The 21,666-nt window shown below is 41.4% G+C and carries 16 protein-coding genes; 7 read left to right on the forward strand and 9 right to left on the reverse strand.

Annotation, left to right across the window (positions count from 1 at the left end):
- A partial coding sequence (locus H9Y05_RS16605) for a type IX secretion system membrane protein PorP/SprF (RefSeq protein ID WP_216714534.1) occupies nucleotides 1-135 on the reverse strand: 135 nt, incomplete at its 3' end.
- A 298-nt stretch (nucleotides 136-433) separates the two neighbouring features.
- On the opposite strand from H9Y05_RS16605, the gene H9Y05_RS12260 reads away from it, so the two are divergent.
- The gene (locus H9Y05_RS12260; RefSeq protein ID WP_216714461.1) at nucleotides 434-2,197 is read left to right on the forward strand and encodes an AMP-dependent synthetase/ligase; all 1,764 of its coding nucleotides are present in this window, start codon (nucleotides 434-436) and stop codon (nucleotides 2,195-2,197) included.
- Nucleotides 2,198-2,607: 410 nt separating this feature from the next.
- On the opposite strand, the gene H9Y05_RS12265 is transcribed toward H9Y05_RS12260, so the two are convergent.
- On the reverse strand, nucleotides 2,608-3,660 hold the full coding sequence (locus tag H9Y05_RS12265; protein WP_235992197.1) for a M42 family metallopeptidase: 1,053 nt from the start codon (nucleotides 3,658-3,660) through the stop codon (nucleotides 2,608-2,610).
- A 146-nt stretch (nucleotides 3,661-3,806) separates the two neighbouring features.
- Here H9Y05_RS12265 and H9Y05_RS12270 point away from each other — a divergent pair, with 146 nt between their 5' ends.
- Both H9Y05_RS12270 and H9Y05_RS12275 read left to right on the forward strand, forming a co-directional pair.
- A complete protein-coding gene (locus H9Y05_RS12270; RefSeq protein WP_163492590.1) occupies nucleotides 3,807-4,811 on the forward strand; it encodes a glucosaminidase domain-containing protein in 1,005 nt (334 codons plus the stop codon).
- 276 nt (nucleotides 4,812-5,087) lie between these two features.
- Nucleotides 5,088-6,374, forward strand: a complete 1,287-nt coding sequence (locus H9Y05_RS12275) for a citrate synthase (protein ID WP_163492591.1) — start codon at nucleotides 5,088-5,090, stop codon at nucleotides 6,372-6,374.
- A 99-nt stretch (nucleotides 6,375-6,473) separates the two neighbouring features.
- On the opposite strand, the gene H9Y05_RS12280 is transcribed toward H9Y05_RS12275, so the two are convergent.
- From H9Y05_RS12280 to tsaD, 5 genes are all read right to left on the reverse strand, one after another.
- The gene (locus H9Y05_RS12280) at nucleotides 6,474-7,076 is read right to left on the reverse strand and encodes a hypothetical protein (RefSeq protein ID WP_216714462.1); all 603 of its coding nucleotides are present in this window, start codon (nucleotides 7,074-7,076) and stop codon (nucleotides 6,474-6,476) included.
- 162 nt (nucleotides 7,077-7,238) lie between these two features.
- Nucleotides 7,239-7,565, reverse strand: coding sequence for a nucleotide pyrophosphohydrolase (locus H9Y05_RS12285; RefSeq protein WP_163492593.1), 327 nt, complete (start codon nucleotides 7,563-7,565; stop codon nucleotides 7,239-7,241).
- Between the two features lie 150 nt (nucleotides 7,566-7,715).
- Entirely contained in the window at nucleotides 7,716-8,168 is a 453-nt protein-coding gene (gene dtd, locus H9Y05_RS12290) for a D-aminoacyl-tRNA deacylase (protein WP_216714463.1), read from the reverse strand.
- A complete protein-coding gene (gene rsgA / locus H9Y05_RS12295; RefSeq protein ID WP_163492595.1) occupies nucleotides 8,165-9,109 on the reverse strand; it encodes a ribosome small subunit-dependent GTPase A in 945 nt (314 codons plus the stop codon). Before rsgA ends, dtd begins: the two co-directional genes overlap by 4 nt.
- Before the next feature lie 70 nt (nucleotides 9,110-9,179).
- Nucleotides 9,180-10,202, reverse strand: a complete 1,023-nt coding sequence (gene tsaD / locus H9Y05_RS12300) for a tRNA (adenosine(37)-N6)-threonylcarbamoyltransferase complex transferase subunit TsaD (RefSeq protein ID WP_216714464.1) — start codon at nucleotides 10,200-10,202, stop codon at nucleotides 9,180-9,182.
- A gap of 23 nt (nucleotides 10,203-10,225) precedes the next feature.
- Between tsaD and H9Y05_RS12305 the strand changes: the two genes are divergently transcribed.
- Nucleotides 10,226-14,794 (forward strand): translocation/assembly module TamB domain-containing protein, encoded by a 4,569-nt coding sequence (locus tag H9Y05_RS12305; RefSeq protein ID WP_216714465.1) that lies wholly within the window; start codon nucleotides 10,226-10,228, stop codon nucleotides 14,792-14,794.
- A gap of 5 nt (nucleotides 14,795-14,799) precedes the next feature.
- Here the strand turns inward: H9Y05_RS12305 and H9Y05_RS12310 are convergent, their stop codons facing one another.
- Nucleotides 14,800-15,168 carry a globin domain-containing protein gene (locus H9Y05_RS12310; protein WP_163492598.1) on the reverse strand — a complete coding sequence of 123 codons (369 nt, stop codon included), beginning with the start codon at nucleotides 15,166-15,168 and terminating at the stop codon, nucleotides 14,800-14,802.
- Nucleotides 15,169-15,215: 47 nt separating this feature from the next.
- Here H9Y05_RS12310 and H9Y05_RS12315 point away from each other — a divergent pair, with 47 nt between their 5' ends.
- Nucleotides 15,216-16,397, forward strand: a complete 1,182-nt coding sequence (locus H9Y05_RS12315) for an OmpA family protein (RefSeq protein ID WP_216714466.1) — start codon at nucleotides 15,216-15,218, stop codon at nucleotides 16,395-16,397.
- Nucleotides 16,398-16,482: 85 nt separating this feature from the next.
- A complete protein-coding gene (locus H9Y05_RS12320; protein ID WP_163492600.1) occupies nucleotides 16,483-17,649 on the forward strand; it encodes an AIR synthase related protein in 1,167 nt (388 codons plus the stop codon).
- A gap of 2 nt (nucleotides 17,650-17,651) precedes the next feature.
- On the opposite strand, the gene ligA is transcribed toward H9Y05_RS12320, so the two are convergent.
- On the reverse strand, nucleotides 17,652-19,664 hold the full coding sequence (gene ligA / locus H9Y05_RS12325; RefSeq protein ID WP_216714467.1) for an NAD-dependent DNA ligase LigA: 2,013 nt from the start codon (nucleotides 19,662-19,664) through the stop codon (nucleotides 17,652-17,654).
- A 253-nt stretch (nucleotides 19,665-19,917) separates the two neighbouring features.
- Here ligA and rho point away from each other — a divergent pair, with 253 nt between their 5' ends.
- Complete coding sequence (gene rho / locus H9Y05_RS12330; protein WP_216714468.1) at nucleotides 19,918-21,657, forward strand: transcription termination factor Rho; 1,740 nt, start codon at nucleotides 19,918-19,920, stop codon at nucleotides 21,655-21,657.
- Nucleotides 21,658-21,666: the final 9 nt, after the last annotated feature.

Here is a 21,666-nt window from a genome sequence, read left to right on the forward strand (position 1 = left end):
ACAACCGTTAGAACCTGCAAAAGCAGGATTCAGATAGATCGGGTTTGAATAAAATTGCGTAAACGACGGATCCTGAGAATAAGCCTTATTCACAGCAAAAAACAGTACACAGAAAAACGGGATAATATATCTCATACTTTCGATTTGTTATAACAGCCCGTTCCATTCTACTTAAGTAGCAGAGAATAGAGAGAACAGGGATGTTTTTCGTAAAGTTACGTTTTTCCGTACGATCTGGTTACTGTTGGCAGATCACTTTTTCCGTTAAATAATTAAAACACAGTTTTGAATGATCAAAACAGGGGTCTGCTTGAATATTCATGTGGTTTCGTTTTTTATTCAGAAGGGTTCCCGCGGGCGAATTTCCGGCAGAGTATTGAATATTAAAAAAATAATGTATATTCGTAGGGAAACCCTGTAAACAAAAGAATATATGAATACATTAAGGTTATTTGATTTAGCATACAATCAATTGAACAAATTTCCAAATCCGAACATGTTTGTTACAAAAGCGAATGGCAAATGGGAAGGTGTTTCAACATCCGATTTTTTGAAACTGGCGATGGAAACGTCCCGGGGACTTATTGCTCTTGGTGTCAATCCCGGTGATCGCATTGCCGTTGTTTCTTCCAACAGAGTGGAGTGGAATACAATGGATATTGCTATCCAGCAGATCGGAGCGATTATGGTGCCGATTTATCCCAATATATCGGAAGCCGATTATAAATATATATTCAACAATGCAGGAGTGAGATTCTGTGTGGTCGGAAATGAAGAGCTTTTCCAAAAAATTTCGAATATCAAAGATAGTATTACTACATTGCAAAAAACATACACATTTGATCTTGTCAACAACGCGCATCACTGGCTTGAAATTGCAGCATTAGCGGGAGGTGTGTCTGAAGACGAGGTAAAAAAACGAAGCGAGGAGATCAAAAATACGGATATGGTAACCATCATTTATACTTCCGGGACCACCGGAAATCCAAAAGGAGTGATGCTGTCCCACAATAATATCCTCTCGAATGTGCTGGCATGTCAGCCGCGCATCCCTGCAGACCAATATTCCCGTGTGCTTACTTTCCTTCCCGTGTGTCATATTTATGAGCGGATGCTTCACTATTTATACATTCACCTGGGAGCATCAATTTATTTTGCTGAATCACTGGATACGATCGGAGACAACATCCGGGAAGTGAAACCACATGTGTTTACAGCAGTTCCGCGTTTGCTGGAAAAAGTATTTGATAAGATCATGGCCAAAGGAGATGAGCTGACCGGAATTAAACGAAAGTTGTTTTTCTGGGCGGTTGAACTGGCAGAAGAATACGATGTAAAAGGAAAATCCGGTTGGTACCATTTCCGTTTGAATATTGCCCGAAAACTCATCTTTTCAAAATGGCAGGAAGCACTCGGGGGCGAAGTACGTGCTATTGCTTCCGGAAGTGCGGCATTGCAACCAAGACTGGCGCGAATCTTTCTTGCGGCAGGAGTCAATGTGCTGGAAGGTTACGGATTGACGGAAACATCGCCGGTTGTGTCGGTAAACTGCCTGAAAAACGGCATCAGAATCGGAACAGTCGGACCATTGATCGACGGGGTGGAAGTAAAGATTGCGGAAGACGGAGAAATACTTGTGAAAGGACCGAACGTGATGATGGGATATTATAACAATCCGGAAGCGACTGCTGAGGCCATTGATGCGCAAGGGTGGTTCCATACAGGGGATATCGGTGATTTCGTGGAGGGTAAATTTTTACGGATTACAGATCGTAAAAAGGAAATGTTTAAAACGTCCGGAGGTAAATTCGTGGTTCCCCAAATCATGGAAAATACATTCAAAGAATCCCGTTTTATTGAGCAAATTATGGTGCTCGGAGAAGGGCAAAAATTCCCGTCTGCACTCATTGTACCCAACTTTAGTTTCGTAAAAGACTGGGCGGAACGCAAAGGATTTGACCTGCGGTCGAAAAGTAACCAGGAAATCATTGAAAACACGACTGTTGTAGAACGAATTGGTAAAGAAGTTACGGAATTCAATAAAAAATTCGGGCACTGGGAGCAAATCAAGAAGTTTGAGTTATTGCCAACTGAATTAAGTGTTGAAGGAGGAGAGTTGACCCCGACATTGAAGCTGAAACGAAAAATTATATTGGAGAAATACAAAGCACTTGTAGACAAAATTTATTCGAACTGATTCCATGTTGTTGCATGCAAAGGTAGTTCCCGGTTAGGAGTTTAATAATATTATCCTATATTTGCTCTGATAAATTGAAACAGAATAGAATATGAAAATTAAATTACTTTTCGCTGCTATTTGTGCTACAATAGCATTTTCATCATGCAGAAAACACGATTGCGTATGTGCAACGGATACGTATGATTCAAACGGATACTATGTGTCTACCCAAACATCAACTCAAAAGGTAAAAGGGTTTACAACGCTGAAGGCTGCTGCTGAGTGTAGTGCTTTAGGAGACGGATATTATAAATCTTGTTATTTAAAATAATCAGTCAGAATACCGTCTGATTGCTTAAATCAAGAGGTTAAAATGGTGAAAAAGACCGGAGAAACAAATTCCCCGGTCTTTTTTATTTTTCTGAAATTTATCGGCTGATTTCCCAATCGTACTGGTCAATTTCCATCACACAGGCCTTTAAGAGGTCGATGCTCGCACGAATGTCATCTTTGTGCGCCATTTCTATTACCTGGTGCAAATGACGTGTAGGAATGGATACCGCTCCGGCGATGGATCCACCTTCTGTCATGCGTTGAATTCCGGCTGTATCGGTACCTCCAGCGGTCAGGATTTCCGGTTGCCATTTGATTGCATGTCTACCGGCTGTTTTTTTCATGAAATCAACCATTCGATAGTCGCAAATGGTAGAAGCATCCATTAGCTTAATAGCTGTTCCTTCTCCCAATCGCGTGATCATTTCATGTGCTGCCGCTCCGGGAAGGTCGAATGCAATGGTTGTATCCAATCCAAAACCAAAATCGGGATTGATTTTCAGGGCAGCGACATTTGCCCCTCTTATTCCTACCTCTTCCTGCACGGTGAAAACAACATATACATCGTATGGCAGTTCTTTTCCTTTCAATTCTTTTAATAATTCAATTGAAATGTAGACGGCCAGCCTGTTGTCCAATGATTTTCCGTTTACACAGTTTCCCATTTCAATGAATTCCCGCTCACGTGTTACGCTGTCACCAATCTGGATCAATTCCTTTACTTCTTCGGCTGAAAGTCCGGTGTCGATGAAGTAATCACTCAATTTCGCCGTTTTGTTGCGTTCATCCTGCGTCATGACGTGAATCGGTTTGGAAGCCATTACTCCAATGATGTCTTTTTTTCCGTGAATAATCACCCGTTGAGCCGTTAATGTCTTCGGATCAAATCCTCCCAGGGTGTGAAAACGGATAAAACCCTTGTCATCAATATGGGTAACAATAAAACCGATTTCATCCATGTGCGCACCGATCATTACCCGTTTGTTTTTCGTTCCTTTTCGGATGGCATAGACATTTCCCATGTTGTCAATAGTCAGCTCATCTGCATAAGGCGTTACCTCACGAATGATACGTTCCCTGATGCGTTGTTCAAAACCCGGTGCTCCCGGAATGGTGCAGATATCGTTTAATAACTCAATGTCGATCATATTACTTTGTTTTATGTACAAAGGTATTTATTTGCCGGAATTGGTATCATTTTCGGAGGAAGATCAAAAAAAAATGAAACTTTTAAACATTTTATGAAACAATTGTTGAAAACCTTCGTAATAGGTGTTAACAACAACAAAAAAACATGAAAAAAGTAATTCTTTTAACGGGTGTGTTACTGGCTTTTCATGCACAGGCATCCAATCAGAACAAAATTACAAAACAGGAGTACATCAATACATGGTCACCTGTTGCAATGGAAAACATGCTGTCTCATAAAATTCCTGCGAGTATTACACTTGCACAGGGAATTTTGGAGTCGGGGAGTGGTAATTCAGAACTGGCTCGCGAAGCGAATAACCATTTTGGAATCAAATGCCATAACTGGACAGGAGAGAAGGTATATAGAGATGACGATGCAAAAAATGAATGTTTCAGGAAGTATTCCAATGCCGAATTATCGTTTGTAGATCACAGTGAGTTTCTAACAGGCCGGCAGCGTTATGCGGAGTTATTTACGCTAAAAGCAGATGATTATAAAGCATGGGCGAAAGGGCTGAAGGCGGCAGGATACGCAACCAACCCGAAATACCCGGATTTGCTGATTGATCTGATTGAATCCATGGAGTTGTACAAATTTGACGAATTGGTTTTAAACAGTCCGGGGAAAGCAACGAATGTCCTTGCAAAAAAGGAAAAAAGTCAGCCGGAATACGGGGCCGATAAAAAAGTAACGACGGTTTCAGCTAAAAAAACAACGTCAAAACAACCGCAAAAGAAGCAAGAGATAGAGGTCACATTGGGCAAAACACGGGAAACAGCTCTGCACGACAATAAAGTGAAATTTGTCATCGCTAAAAAAGGCGATACCTATTATAAAATAGCAGAAGAATTCGGTATGACATTGAACCAGATTCACAAATACAATGATGTGAAAAACGGAAATACCAGCCTGAAAGCAGGTGATATTGTCAACATCCATCCGAAACGATCGAAAGGGAAAGAAGATACAAAAACGTATTCAAAGGAAATGACGATACTTGAAATCTCTCAATTGGAAGGAATCAAGGTGGAAAGTCTTATGAAATTAAATCATTTGTCCTCTTCACAGGAAACGGTGAAAAAAGGACAGAAAGTCGCTCTCAGATAATCATCAGGATATTCTGGATTATTGTGAGTTTTTTTAGTTTGTTGTTGTTTGTAAAAAGGAAAGTTTGTAGAAATTCAGACTTTCCTTTTTTTGTTAAAAATGCAATTAACTTTCTGCAATTTAGGCGGTTGTTTTTAGTGTTGAAATACACCTTTTCTGCAAAAATGTTAGAATATTAAATTCTGTAAAAATATTTTTCAAACCCTATTGTCGAATAAAATATTCTAGCTATTTTAGACGTCGCAAAATATTTATCAACAATTTACAACATATACAATGAGTGAAATTGCCAAAGTAGAACTAGAAGGAAAGGTATATGAGTTTCCGGTGGTGGAAGGAACGGAAAACGAGAAAGCCATTGACATTACTAAACTAAGAAGTCTTACAGGATACATAACAATTGACTCCGGTTATAAAAATACCGGAAGCACAACAAGTGCGATTACATTTTTGGACGGTGAAGAAGGGATTCTCCGATACAGAGGTTACCCGATTGAACAGCTGGCTGAACAAGCTTCGTTTTTGGAGGTAGCATATTTGCTGATTTATGGAGAGTTGCCGACGCAGTCAGAATTGGAGCAGTTTGAAAACAGTATTACAAAACATACATTGGTTCATGAAGATATGAAACAATTCTTTGAAGCATATCCTGCGAAAGCACACCCGATGGGAGTTCTTGCTTCAATGATTTGTTCGTTGTCTTCTTTCTATCCTGAATCATTGGATCCGAACAGAAGCAACGACGCGAAAAACCTGACGATTCACCGTTTGTTGGCAAAATTGCCGACACTGGCAGCGTGGTCTTATAAAAATTCAATGCGTCATCCATTCAACTACCCGAACAATGAATACGATTATGTGAAGAATTTCATGCACATGATGTTCTCATTACCTTCTGAAAAATATGAGGTAAATCCGGTAGTCGTATCCGCGTTGAATAAATTGTTGATTCTTCATGCAGATCACGAACAAAACTGTTCTACTTCAACAGTAAGAATCGTTGGATCTTCCCAAGCGAATTTATACGCAACGATTTCTTCAGGAATTGCGGCATTGTGGGGGCCACTTCACGGTGGAGCGAACCAGGCGGTCATTGAAATGCTGGAAAAAATCCACAACGATGGCGGAGATGTTGATAAATGGGTGGCAAAAGCAAAAGATAAAGACGATCCGTTCCGTTTGATGGGATTCGGACACCGTGTATATAAAAACTTTGACCCGCGTGCAACGATCATCAAAAAAGCATGTGATGACGTATTACAGGCAATGAACATTCACGATCCGCTATTGGATATTGCTAAGAAATTGGAGAAATATGCATTGGAAGATGAATATTTCAAAGCGCGTAACCTGTATCCGAATGTAGACTTCTATTCCGGAATTATCTACAAAGCGATCGGGATTCCGACAGATATGTTTACAGTGATGTTTGCATTAGGACGTCTTCCGGGATGGATTGCACAATGGAAAGAAATGACGGAAAACGGAGAGCCGATCGGTCGACCACGTCAGATTTATACGGGGTATACAACAAGAGATTACGTTGCAATCGACAAACGATAATTAATAAGCTCATTAAAATATAAAAGAGACTGTTTATTAATAAACAGTCTCTTTTTTTGACTAAAAAGTCACAATTTCGACCTTAGAGGAAGCGAGTATTTATGATTTGATACCACCGCATGAAGCGCCCGCTCCTGTACCTTTCGTGAACTTCCATGAATCTGTATAGTAAAAAGAAGCACCTCCAACATTGTATAAATACCCAAAACTATCTTCTGTAATCGTCGTGGGAAAAGAAGGGATGGAAGCAGGTGAATCGGAATCTTTTACAACAATAATAAAGGTAGAACCATTGGTTAATAACGTAGAAGCGTACCATTGAGCAGTGCTGGAACAACTAAAACTTGCTATTTGAGAATAGGCAGCTATACTGGTCTGTTTATAGACTGCATAGTGGGCGATGTTTGGATATGGAGTAGATGGACTGCAATCACTACCGACCGTCCAGGTTACTCGATGCCGTGTAGTTGATGTAAGCATACCTATTCCACAACCGTTACCATCGGAACAATGCAATCCCACATTGGGAGATTCGATGGTAGGGTACAGACAGGTTTTTGCGTTTTCATCACTTGGTTTTTTACTTTCTTTTCTCTCCGAATTGAGGGAAGAAGCTTCGATTTCTTTTTTACAAGAATTAAATACAAAGGCCATTAAAAAAAGACTCACAATGGCGAAAGGGGATAAGAAATTTGTTTTCATAAAAAGAGGTTTAAAAATTAAACAACTGGGTAATAGTTTAGTAATAATATGCAAAAAAATATTCAACATTAAAACAATATGAATAGAATTGATTCTCCAGTGAATATTTCCCGATATCCCCCTAATCTTCTCTACTTCAGTATTTTATTGATCGACTGGCGTTTAGGATAATTTTTCATTCTTTTTGTGCCGGTCAAAATCTCTGTTCGTTTTCTTTTCCAGGTTCTTTTTTATAGCGTCTTCCAGGTCAATTCCTGTCTGATTTGCAATGCACATTACAACAAACAGTACATCTGCCAGTTCATCTCCCAGATCTTTGTTCTTATCGGATTCTTTTTCGCTTTGCTCACCGTAGCGACGTGCCATGATTCGCGCAACTTCGCCAACTTCCTCCATCAAAATAGCAGTATTTGTCAATTCATTGAAGTACCGAACCCCATATTCTTTGATCCATTGATCAATTATTTCTTGTGCTTGCTGAATCGTCATTTTTTATTTGTTTTTTTGAATTATCAATTATCAATGAATGTTCAATGGTTCAATTATTAATTATCAAAGCCGCGCACCAAGAAATTTTATACGCATCATTTGATAATTGATAACTCATAATTAAACCAACTCTCCACTTTTAACTTTCCACTACTCCCTGTTCTTCGAATCCATCCAGATCGTTACCGGACCATCATTGATCAGTTGAACCTGCATATCCGCGCCAAACTTTCCGGTTTCTACTGACAAACTGCTTCTGTAGCTCAGTTCCCGGATAAAATAATCATACAAAGGAATAGCTGTCTCCGGTCGCGCTGCCTGAATATAGCTCGGACGATTTCCTTTTTTTGTTGAGGCGTGTAAAGTAAACTGACTGATGATCAAAAACTGCCCGTTGATTTCCTGGATACTAAGATTCATCTTTCCTGCTTCATCGGAGAAAATCCGAAGGCCAATGATTTTTCCGATCAGCCAATCGGCATCCTGTTGAGTGTCTTCGTGTTCGATCCCGATCAGAACGACCAGTCCATAACTGATCTTCCCGTGAATTACTCCTTCAATTGTAACAGAAGCATTTTTAGAACGTTGAATCACAACCCTCATGCGAACTCATTTTTGCGGTATACTTCCGAGCTGTCTTCCGTCATCAACTGATAATACGTCTGGTAACGGGATTCGTAGATCTCTCCCGCTTCAACAGCTGCTTTAACGGCACATTTCGGCTCGTTTAAATGTTTGCAATTGTGAAATTTACACTGATTCAATCGCTCGCGCATTTCCGGGAAATAATGCGAAATATGCTCCTTTTCAATTTCGATGATTCCAAAAGCACGAATCCCCGGAGTGTCGATGATATATCCTCCCGAAGAAAGCTGATGCATTTCTGCAAATGTTGTGGTGTGCTTTCCTTGTAAGTGAACATCGGAAATCTCACCTGTTCTTAGTTGCAGTGAAGGATCCAATCCATTTACCAACGTACTTTTACCAACCCCGGAGTGACCGGAAATCATCACTTGCTTTCCGTTGATTTCTTCTTTCAGAAATTGAATGGATGCTGGTTTTTCCGCATGGATGAGATAAGTTTCATAACCGATTTCTTTGTACATAAACGCCAGTGCCTTCGCGTATTCCAACTCCTCCTCATCGTAGAGATCAATTTTATTGAAAAGAATGGTTGTCGGAATTCGAAAGGATTCTGCCGAAACAAGAAAACGATCAATGAACGCCAGGTGCGTGACCGGATTTTTTATGGTAACAACCAGGTAAGCCCGGTCAACATTTGCAGCCAGAATCTGCATTTGCTTACTCAGGTTGGTTGACTTTCGTACAATGTAATTGGTGCGTTTCTCGATCGATGAAATCGTTCTGTTTCCCTCTCCGTCGATTTCATCTGTCACAATAACACCGTCTCCGGCCGCAACAGGATTGGTTGTACTCAATCCTTCCAGGCGGATTTTACCGCGAATCCTGCAGTTGACAACAGAACCATCTTCCAGTTCTACGATGTACCATTTTCCTGTCGATTTTAAAACTTTTCCCTTCAAGTCCGAATGTTTTTGTTTTGAATGTAAAGATAATCAGAATACCCGCAAGCACGCGTTTTAAAACGACGACTTACATTTCTACGCGTGCTTTCGCCGCAATACTTTGATCGGCAAATAATCCCTTTTCATACATGTACTTTCCGGTAATGGCAATCATCGCCGCATTGTCAGTACAGTATTCAAATTTTGGAATATATGTGTTCCATTTCAATTCGTTTGCTGTTGCTTCAATTGCTTTCCTCAGCCCGCTGTTGGCACTGACTCCACCTGCGATCGCAATTTCTTTTATATTGAGTTCCTTTGCTGCTTTTTTTAGTTTTTTCAATAAAATTTCAATAATCGTATGCTGAATGGAGGCACACAAATCATCCAGATTTTCCCGTATAAAATCAGGGTTTTCTTTTTCCTGCTTTTGTAGAAAATAGAGGATGGATGTCTTCAGACCACTGAAACTGTAATCGTATTCCTTGATTTGTGGTTTACTGAACTCAAACCGTTTCGGATTCCCGTTCCGCGCGTGTCGATCAATTAAAGGTCCTCCCGGATAAGGAAAACCGAGTAACTTGGCAGATTTATCAAAGGCTTCACCTGCGGCATCATCAATTGTGGAGCCGATCACCTGCATTCCCAGGTAATCTTTTACCAAAACAATTTGCGTATGTCCACCGGAAACAGTGAGGCATAAAAACGGAAAGGAAGGTTTGTTTTTGTCTCCGTCGTCAATGAAATGAGCAAGTACGTGTCCGTGCATATGGTTGACGTCCATCATGGGAATATTCATCGCCAGGGAAAAGGCTTTCGAAAATGAGGTGCCGACAACCAGTGATCCCAATAATCCCGGGCCTTTGGTAAATGCAATCGCATCAATATCTTCTTTCCGGATTCCCGCTTTTTTGATGGCACTTTCCACAACAGGAATGATGTTTTGCTGGTGCGCTCTGCTCGCGAGTTCGGGCACAACTCCACCATATTCTTCATGAATTTTCTGGCCTGCTATGATATTCGATAAAATGGCAGTATTTTTGAGCACCGCAGCGGAAGTGTCATCACAAGATGATTCAATTCCCAATATTATTGTATCTTTTTTATTCAAGTTACGTAATTTTGTACAGAAATATGGCAAAAATACTGAAAATAATAGCACGCTCGCTCTATGAAATCATTGAGTGGATCATGTTTTTATTGATTGTTGCCGCCTTTGCTATTCGTACAAGTCCGGTCCAAACTTTTCTTGCCCGTTACGCTACCGACTTCCTTTCCAAAGAGTTGGGAACAACCGTGTCTATTGACAAACTCGATATTGTGTTTGTTGACCGGGTAGATTTGAAAGGAGTATTATTGCTCAACCAAAACCAAAGCGATACGATTGCCAGTGTAAAAAGCCTGCTGGTTAACATAGACGGAATCACGAATCTTCAGAATAAAATCCACCTGCATACCATCGCTCTTGAGGGAGGTGTTGTGAAAATTAGTAAAGATGCAGAGAAGGGGGAGATGAACCTGAAGTTTATCATTGATTATTTTAAATCGGACAAACCGAAGAAAAAGAAATCCATGCTGTTCCAGGTTGATAACATCTACCTGAGTGATGTACGGTTCCATTATGACAATTATCTGAGTCCTCGGAAAGAAGAGGGAATGGATTACCAGCATTTGTTGCTCAAAAATATCTACCTGGATGCGGAAGACATTCGCATGGACAATGGTGTCATCACGGCTTCAGTGGATAAGTTATCGGCATTTGAACAATGCGGTTTTCAACTGGATGCGTTTCAGTCGGAACTGAACGTTTCTAACAAAGGGGTTGACCTGAAAAACGTGTCCATCAAAACACCGCTGTCAGACATTCAGAGCAACCGGTTTCAGCTGAAGTATACCAGTTATACCCAATTCAAATCCTTTGTGGATAGCGTTGCTTTTGATGCTGATTTGAAAAAAAGCAGTGTTTCATTTTCCGATATCGCTGTTTTTGCTCCGCAATTGGCAGGAATGGATCAGCAGGTTGAAATCGAAGGGAAGTTTTCCAAATTTGTAAAAAATCTGAAAGTTGAAGATTTTGTCCTCAAAACAGGGAATAAAACCGAATTGAGAGGAACAATTAATTTACCAGATTTCAGAGAACTGACAAATGCTTTTTACCAGGAACGAATCAATTACGCATACGTTGATTTGAAAGATATCCAACAGATCAAGCTTCCCAAATCCAGTTCCACGCGAAAGATCAATCTTGATGCGACCCTGAACCGCCTGGGATTTTTTGAAGCGCAGGACATTCGCCTGGATGGGATTTATTCCCAGTTCGTTCTTTCCTCGGATGAAATTAAAACCGCGATTGGTTCTGTGAACATGGATAATGGAATCTTGTTTACTCATAACCCTGCAAATAACTCCTTCTTATTTTCACATTCTCAGGCCAGTGCCTATGATGTAAAAATTAACCAGTTCAACCTGGGGAAATTTCTGGATAATTCGATTGTCGGGGTCGTTGACGGTACCTTTTTTCTGGGGGGTGAAGCATTTTCCCTCTCAGATATTGAGTTCAATAAAATTGAAGGGGATGTGAACCGATTTGATCTGGCCGATTATTCGTATTCCGGTATTTCGGTAAAAAATACGACGTTTGCGAAGAAAATCCTCTATGCGGAAGTTGATGTAGAAGACAGAAACCTGTTGCTGGACTATAGCGGTACGATTGATTTGAACGGCGCTCCTAAGATGGATATGACTATCGGGCTTCAAAAAGCGTTGTTGGGGAAATTAAATATTACGGAAAATGACAGTACAAACCTGACAGCACAGATTCGTTTGAATACAGTAGGCGTGAATCCGAATACAATGGACGGGACGGCTGTAATGGAAAGCATTAAATATGTAGAAGGAGAGAATACGATTGAAATCCCCAATCTGACATTAACCGTTAACAGAGATCCCGGAAACGACCTGTTTGAATTGAGAAGTTCACTGGTAAATGCAACAGCGACAGGTAAAGTCGATTTCAATAAAATCGGGACAATCATCCAGGACCAGTTGAATCACCTGTTCCCCGGGTTAGCTTCCTTTAAACCTCAGAAACATACAAAACACCAGGAACTGAACTCATCGGATCATGTAGACTTTCAGGTAGAAGTAATTGATTTACGCGACTTTTTTAATATTTTTCAACCAAAGCTAAGCGTTTCCTCCGGTACTATTGCGAAAGGGGGGTATGATGCTTCAAAACGTTTTTTTGAACTGGATTTTACGTCCGATAGAATTGAATACGATGGAAAAATCGCACGGGGAATTCACTTAAAACAGCTGGCTGACAGTACGTCTATTAATGCGGACTACAACTTCTCTTCCCTGAGTTTGAACGATTCCATCACATTGGACAGTTTGCGATTCACAGGAATTGGAAACGGAGACAATCTGGCATCGAAACTTACCTGGAACCCGGGAACGGAAAACGCATCAAAAATTGAATGGAGAACACAAATAGAATCGGAAACCAGGTATAAATTTACCCTTGATCCATCCTTTTTCGGGATCAACAAACAAAACTGGAACATCGATAAAGAGGCAATTGTACTCATCGATTCTACGACCATTGATGTCGCAGGACTGCGCTTATCCAGTGAAGAACAGTTTATTTCCGTCTTTGGAAAAGTATCAACGGACGACCGCGATAAACTCAATTTCGAAGTCAACGAAATCGATTTAAATAAGCTCGCCCAGATGCTTGGGTTGGATATGACACTTGCAGGAAAGTTGAATGGCTGGGGATTCATTACCAACCCGTATAAAAATCTGACCTACATGGGAGATTTAAATGTCAAAGGGTTGGTGATTGACGCCGAAGAGGTAGGAGACGTGTATTTATTGTCTCAATGGGATGATAGTAAAAATGTGATTGATCTTTCAGGGGATTTGATTTACAGGGGAGTACCGACTTTCCAGTTCAAAGGAAACTATGACGTCAGCAAGGAAAAAGATAACCTCGATTTTGACCTGGTGTTTGATCAGACCAATATTTCATTTGTCAACGCCTTCATGGATCCGTTGGTTGTGGATAACATTAAAGGATTTGTCAACGGGCAGCTGGATGTGAAAGGATCGATTTCAAGACCTGTTATTGAAGGAACAGTTAACCTGGACAATGCGTCTGCGAAGATTGTAATGCTCGGAACCAGCTTCAGTTTTACAGGCCCGATGTACGCGGATAAAGACGGTTTCTATATTGACTATATGCCGATCTCCGATGCGGAAGGAAATACCGGCGCGCTGACAGGATCCATTTACCACACCGATTATAAAAACTGGAACTTTGATGTGGCGATAAACATTGAGGAAGACTATTACAGAAGAGATGCCAATCAACGATGGGTAAAGTTGCCGCTCGACAGATTCCTGGTAATGAATACCGATGCCAGAAGCGGGAACATGTACTACGGAAAAGCCTATGCGACAGGGACAGTAGGGATTTTCGGATACCTGAACAATCTGGATATTAATGTGAACATAAAAACACAAAAAGGCACCTGGGTGAATCTTTCCCTGTTCGGACAAAGCGAATTGAGCGAAGATAATTTTATTGAATTCAAATCTTCCGATACAATTGAGGTAGAAACCGCACCTAAAATCGACTTTTCGGGAGTATCCCTTAACCTGAATTTTGACGTCACGCAAGATGCGCAGTTAAAATTGATTTTCAATGAACAAACAGGAGATGAGATAACCGCCGTCGGGGATGGTAAAATAGGATTGCGCCTGGATAACCTGGGGCAAATGGCACTGGAAGGAACTTATACCGTACGGGAAGGAAGTAAATACAATTTCGTGCTGGGACCGATCAAAGAAACCTTCTTTATTTCCGACGGGGGAAGTATCACCTGGACGGGAAACCCATACGAAGCGAACCTGAATTTACAGGCCTACTATAAAGTGCGGGCCAATTTAGGTGATTTATCTCCGGAACTCCTCACAAGCGGAAATCAGGAAGTTAATTGTTACCTGAAATTATCCGAATCCTTAATGCGTCCGACCATTGATTTTGATATCAAGGCACCGAAAGCACCGGAAACAGATAAAGCGTTATTGGCCCAATTAACATCCGACAAGGACGAATTGAACCGTCAGTTCTTTTCGTTGCTTTTGTGGAAGAAGTTCCAGCCGATGAAAGGAAGCTCAAGAGCCAGCGGGGGAGCGGCGTTGGATTTGGCAAGCAACCAGATCAACTCCCTTCTGTCGCAGGTTTCCCAAGATTATAAACTCAACGTAGACATGAATTCGGATGCGAATGGGGGGAGTGAATACGCATTTGGAGTTGAAAAAGGATTCCTGGATGATCAGTTGGTAATCTCCGGTTCATTTGGTACACGTAATTCCGCGTCAGGCGAGCAGACACAGTCCTCACTGATCGGAGATATTGAAATTGAATATAAATTGAACAAAGACGGTACATTCCGTATCAATGTATTCAATGAATCGAACGACAACAGGGCGTTGCAATCAAATAACCGGGGGCAATTCAAGCAAGGTGTCGGGATTTACTACAAAGAAAGTTTCAATACGTTCAAAGACTTTAAATTACTGCAGCAATTCTTTGACATCTTCCGGTCAAAGAAAAACAAGCGCTATCCGATTCGCAGAAAAAAACAGCAAACTCCGATTCCGAAGGATGGAGTGCTGCCAAAGGAAGAAAAATAAGTTTGTTAGTGCGTGTTGACCATGTGGTTTGCAATCGGAGGGAAAATGGAATAAAAAGAATTCCCCAATTCAAGATCGTCTGCAAAAACAGTATCAATGGCGGCACGCATACACCGCAGCCATTCTTCTTTTGCCTGATCATCAATGCGGTGTGGCAGGTGGCGCATCCGCATCTTCGGATGGCCATATTCCCGTGAATAGAGATCCGGACCGCCCAAAAACTGTGTGAGAAACTTAATTTGTTTTTCCTGAATCAATTGATGGTCATTGGCAAATAAATGACCAATAACGGGAGAAATGAAAACCTTTTTATAAAATTCCCGTACAACCAATTCAAGACGTCTCTCACCGATTCTTTCGTAGAAATTTTTCATAGACGTCTGATAAGTTTTAGAAAATTAGTAACTTAGTATCAACCATTATGTGCAAAACGTTGAATATCCTGCTATTTTTTTTCCTGTCTTTCTGCAGTTTCGGGTATACCCAGAAAGTGAAGGATACGTATTCCGCTTGCGAAGGTACAATAAATATTTTCAGGTCAAATTCATTTACATTGCAGTTCCTGGGGCAGAAAGGTAACAGTAACCGCTTTTCACAGTACCCGGCATTGAAGCACATCACATCTGGTAACCAGATCTGGTTTTCATTTGTGGCCCCCACAAACGGTTCCGTATCATTGGAGATTTCTTCTAAACGAACAGGGTTGAGGCTGATTGTATTTGATGCGGCGGAGAACAACGTATGTACAGATATTTCTTCCGGCAATGCGGAAATTAAACGCTTGCTGGAACCTGCAGATGTTTCTGTAATCGGTTTGAGCGAACATGTAACAGAAGCGTTTCAATACCCGTTGCAAATTGAAAAAGGGAAAACACTTCATTTTGTTGTTATCGCTGATCACGATCACCCGGAATACATCCAGATGGATTTTCGGTTTCATTCAGACGATCCGGGCTTTTCTGAATACAAATCCAAAGAAGTCAATCTGAAAAAAGACCGGGAAACACCTTCTTTAATTGTTCAGGTGAGGGATAAAGAAACAGGGAAGCCGCTGGTTGCTGATTTGATTTTGAAAGGTGTTCGCAAATACGACGGAATGTATAACGTCAGTGATTTGGTATTTGACATCAACCGGAAATCAAAAATTGAGTTTTATTGTGATCACGAAGGGTACTTTTTTAAGGATTCGTCTAATATTGCCATTTCCGCGGAAAAAGACAACCTGCTCCTGATTGAACTGGAACCGGTCCGTTCAGGAAAATCGGTTCAGATCGGGGGAATCGAATTCATTCCGGGAACAAGCCAGATTACCGAAAATTCAATCCCTAAACTCAATCGTTTAAAGGATTTTTTGATCATCAATGCAATGCTCAACATCGAGATCCAGGGACACGTTTATGAACCGGGAGAGGACAATTCGTTTTCAGGGCAAAAAATGTCGGAAGCAAGGGCGAGAAGGATTATGAAATACCTGACAGATCATGGAATCAATAAAGAACGGTTGTCGGCCGTAGGATATGGAAATACAAAACCAATCTATAAAAATCCGAAGACGTATAGCGAGGAACAGGCCAACAGAAGAGTGGAAATTCTGATCAAATAATTATTTTCATTCTTTTTTCACAGATATCCGCTACGGATTTGATTCTTCTGTTTTTTAGGTTACTTTTGCGCTTAAAATTTAGTTTATGTCTGACAAGCGCTATAATCTCAGAGGAGTTTCCGCAGGAAAAGAAGATGTGCACAATGCGATTAAGAATGTTGATAAAGGATTGTTTCCCCGTGCATTCTGTAAAATCGTTCCGGATTACTTATCGGGTGATGAAGAATACTGTATCGTCATGCATGCCGACGGAGCGGGTACCAAATCTTCTCTGGCTTATATGTACTGGAAAGAAACCGGAGATTTATCTGTGTGGAAAGGCATTGCCCAGGACGCATTGATCATGAATATTGATGATTTACTCTGTGTCGGAGCAACAGATAATATCTTGCTTTCTTCTACAATCGGACGCAATAAAAATGTAATCCCCGGAGAAGTGATTTCTGCTATTATCAACGGAACGGAAGAATTACTGGAGCAGTTGAGAGAACAGGGGATCGGCATCCATTCGACAGGTGGAGAGACGGCAGACGTAGGGGATCTTGTGCGCACCATCATTGTAGACTCTACGGTTGTCTGCAGAATGAAGCGCACGGATGTTATTTCCAATCATACCATTCAGCCGGGAGATGTGATCGTAGGATTGGCATCCTATGGAAAAGCAGCCTATGAAACGGAGTACAACGGAGGAATGGGAAGTAACGGCTTGACATCTGCACGCCACGATGTGTTTGGAAAATACCTGGCAGAACGTTATCCTGAAAGTTTTGATCCGGAAGTTCCGGCCGAATTGGTGTATGCCGGAACAAAACAATTGACAGACCGCATTGAAAATGCACCGATTGACGCAGGGAAGCTGGTACTTTCACCTACACGAACGTACGCACCGATCATCAAGCAAATTTTAGAAAAATACCGCCCGCACATTCACGGAATGGTACATTGTTCGGGGGGAGCGCAAACAAAAGTGCTGCATTTTGTTGAAAATGTACATGTCATCAAAGACAATTTATTTCCGATTCCACCACTGTTTAAATTGATTCAGGAAGAATCAGAAACCGATTGGCAGGAAATGTACAAAGTGTTCAATATGGGACACCGCATGGAAATTTATTGTCCGCAGGAAATTGCACAACACATCATTGATTGCTCCACTGCATTTGGTGTGGAAGCACAGATTGTGGGTAGAGTAGAGGCATCCGACAGTAAAAAACTGACCATCGAGTCACCTTACGGAACGTTTTATTATTAACATCAGCTGTTGAGCAATTTGATGAAATCGTCTTCTGAAAGAATCGTGATGTTTAATTCTGTTGCTTTCTGAAGTTTAGAGGGCCCCATATTCTCCCCGGCAATTACGAAATCTGTCTTTTTCGAGATGGAAGAGACATTTTTACCCCCGTTATCTTCAATCAACACTTTTAATTCATCTCTTGAGAATGATGTAAATACACCTGATACAACAAATGATTTTCCTTCCAGTTTATCCGAAGTTGCTTCTTTTGCTGCTGTTTCAAATTGCAATCCTGCCATTTTTAGCCGGTTGATTAATTCAAGGTGTTCCGGCTTGTCAAAATAACTCCGCACCGATTGCGCAATGCGTTCCCCGATTTCATCTACAAGGATTAATTCCAGTTCGGTCGCTGTCCGGATATTTTCCAACGATTTAAAATGTTTAGCTAGTTTTTTCGCAACGGTTTCACCGACGTATCGAATTCCCAATGCAAACAAAACGCGCTCGAACGGTACTTCCCGGGAAGCTTTCAATCCCAGCAAGAGATTGTTCGCACTTTTTTCCGCCATCCGATCCAGGTCAATCAACTGATCAAAGGTCAGGTCGTACAAATCCGCACTGTTCTTGATCAGACCTTTATCAAATAATAATTGCACCGTTTCAGCCCCCAAACCGTCTACATCCATTGCTTTTCGCCCGATAAAATGTTCAATTTTCCCTTTCATCTGCGGGGGACAGGCAACATCATTCGGGCAAAAATGTTGTGCTTCACCTTCTGTACGCACCAGTTCACTTCCGCATTCGGGACACTGGTGAATGAATTCAAACTTCAATGCATTCGGGTCACGTTTTTCAATATTGACACCTACAATTTTAGGAATAATCTCCCCGCCTTTTTCAACGAAAACAGCATCATTCACATGCAAATCGAATTTCTCCATCTGGTCGGAGTTATGGAGTGAAGCCCGTTTAACTGTTGTTCCTCCCAAATGCACGGGTGTTAAATTGGCAACCGGTGTAATTGCCCCTGTTCTCCCTACCTGGTAATTAATTGACAGTAATGTTGTTTCTGCACGTTCTGTTTTAAATTTATAGGCGATTGCCCATCGTGGAGACTTTGCAGTAAATCCCAACTCTTCCTGTTGCCGGTAGTTATTGACCTTAATCACAACCCCGTCAATTTCAAACGGCAATTGTTTTCGGTGTTCATCCCAGTAATGAATAAACGCCATGATTCCCTCAATGGAATTAACTTTTGCAATAAAGCGTTTTTCGGCGGGTGGAATTTTAAATCCCCATGCTCCGGCAAGTTGAACCATTTCGTAATGACCTTCGGCGAATTGAGTTGCCCCGTATACGCCATATAAATAGGAATCCAGTCCGCGCGAAGCTACAATTTTAGAGTCCTGTAATTTCAGTGTTCCTGAAGCGGAATTGCGTGGATTTGCAAAAACGGATTCGCCTAAATCTTCCCGCTCCCGGTTCAGTGCTGCAAATTTTTCCAGCGGGAAAAAAATTTCTCCGCGAATTTCAAATGTATCCGGGTAATTTCCCTTTAATTTCAAGGGAACAGATTTAATCGTTCGTACATTGGATGTAATGTTCTCTCCCTGGGTTCCGTCTCCCCGTGTGACCGCTTGTGACAAAACGCCGTTGTCATACCGAATTCCGATTGCAACTCCGTCGTATTTGAGCTCACAGACATATTCAAGATCGCCGTCTGCAATTTTTTTGATCCGGTTTTCCCAATCGATGATTTCGTCTTCTGAATATGTATTGGAAAGTGAAAGCATCGGGTAAACGTGCTTTACGGTTTCAAATTTTTTAGTAATGTCTCCGCCGACCCGCTTTGAAGGGGAGTAATCAAATGCAAATTCGGGAAATTGCGTCTCCAGCGTTTCCAGTTCTTTCAGCAGCATATCAAAATCATAGTCTGAAATAGAAGGATTGCTTTCCACGTAGTATTTATAGTTGTGCACATTGATTTCTTCAATTAACTGTTCAATGCGTTCTTTTGCCTGATTTAATTCCATGGAGTAAAAATACAATGATTTCGGAGTGTAGCAATAGGATGTTGAAAAATTGAATACAACATCAGCAGGATGATTCGACAACTATTTTTCAACAGGTGAATGGGTAGAATATTTTTTGATTTTTAGACGTGTTTAAAAAAATATATGTATTATTGCACCACCTAAAAGAACAACCTGCATTCACTTTTTACAAAAATCATTTCCTTATATTTTATTAAGATATAAAAAATTAATACCCACTTTATCAATATTTATGGATAAAAAAACGTTGGAAAGTAAAAAGCTTTCAGACTTAAAAGAAATCGCTGCAACCCTTGGAATCAAAGTTGACGGAATGAAGAAGGCCGATATGATTCAGGCGATTATCGAAGGCGACACAGCCGGTTCACCTGTCGTGGAAGCAGAAGTGAAAGCAACGACTGAAAAAGAAAAAAGACCAAGAAAAAAAACACAACAGCAAATTCCGCAAAAGAAAGAAGAAGCCGCACAGGTAGAATTATTTGCTGAAACAGTTGCCGAACAGGCTCCTGTAAAGCAAAAGAACCTGAAGAAAGAACCTGTACCGCAAGCGGAAACGGCTACTGAACCGACAGAAGAGAATAAACCGAAAGGTCGTAACCTATTAGCACTTGCCTCGTCACAGAAAACAGTGAGACCGGAAGAAAAAGCTGAAGTTGCAACTCCACAGACTGAAACACCTGAGCCGGAACAAAAAGCAGAGCCGGCAGTGCAACAACCACAGCAAAGAAACCAGGAGCGGCAAGAACGGGACAACCGGCCAAAACAAAATCAGCAACACCAGCATCAGCAAAACAACAGAAATCGTCATCAACACCAGCAACAAGAGCCGGAAATTAAAGACGATGCCTATGATTTAGTAGGAATTGTCTCTGCGGAAGGGGTGTTGGAAGTCATTCAGGACGGGTATGGATTCCTGCGTTCTTCTGATTACAATTACCTGCCGTCTCCGGATGATATCTATGTGAGCCAGAGCCAGATCAAGTTGTTTGGATTGAAAACAGGAGATACCGTAAAAGGAACAATCCGCCCTCCGAAAGAAGGAGAAAAATATTTCCCGCTTGTAAAAGTGGAATCCATCAATGGCCGTGATCCGTCATACATCCGTGATCGTGTACCGTTCCAATATTTAACACCATTATTCCCGGATGAGAAATTCAAATTGACAGGACATCCGCAGGAAACGTTATCCACACGTGTGATGGATTTATTCGCACCGATCGGGAAAGGACAACGTGGAATGATTGTAGCACAGCCGAAGACAGGTAAAACCATGTTGCTGAAAGACGTGGCCAATGCCATTGCAGCCAATCACCCGGAAACATACCTGATTGTATTGTTGATCGACGAGCGTCCGGAAGAGGTGACAGACATGGCGCGTAGTGTGAAAGCAGAGGTAATTGCTTCTACATTTGATGAGCCGGCAGAGCGTCACGTAAAGGTAGCAAATATGGTGCTGGAAAAAGCGAAACGAATGGTGGAATGCGGACACGATGTGTGCATTTTGCTGGATTCAATTACGCGTTTGGCACGTGCATACAACACCGTTTCTCCGGCATCCGGAAAAGTATTGTCGGGTGGGGTAGATGCAAATGCACTGCATAAGCCGAAGCGTTTCTTCGGATCGGCACGAAAAATAGAAAACGGAGGTTCTCTTTCCATCCTGGCAACTGCGTTGACGGATACCGGATCGAAAATGGACGAAGTGATCTTTGAAGAATTTAAAGGAACGGGTAACATGGAATTACAGCTGGATCGCAAAATTGCGAACAGAAGAATTTACCCGGCAATTGATATCACCGCTTCCGGAACACGCCGTGAAGACCTGTTGGTTTCCAAAGATGTATTACAACGCGTGTGGTTAATGCGTAAGTTCATCGCTGACATGAATCCTGTTGAAGCAATGGAATTCATGAAAGAACGAATGGAGGGAACACTTTCCAATGAAGAGTTCCTGGTATCAATGAACAGCTAATTCAAGAAA

This window comes from Taishania pollutisoli (assembly GCF_014518315.1).
Classification (GTDB): domain Bacteria; phylum Bacteroidota; class Bacteroidia; order Flavobacteriales_D; family Crocinitomicaceae; genus Taishania; species Taishania pollutisoli.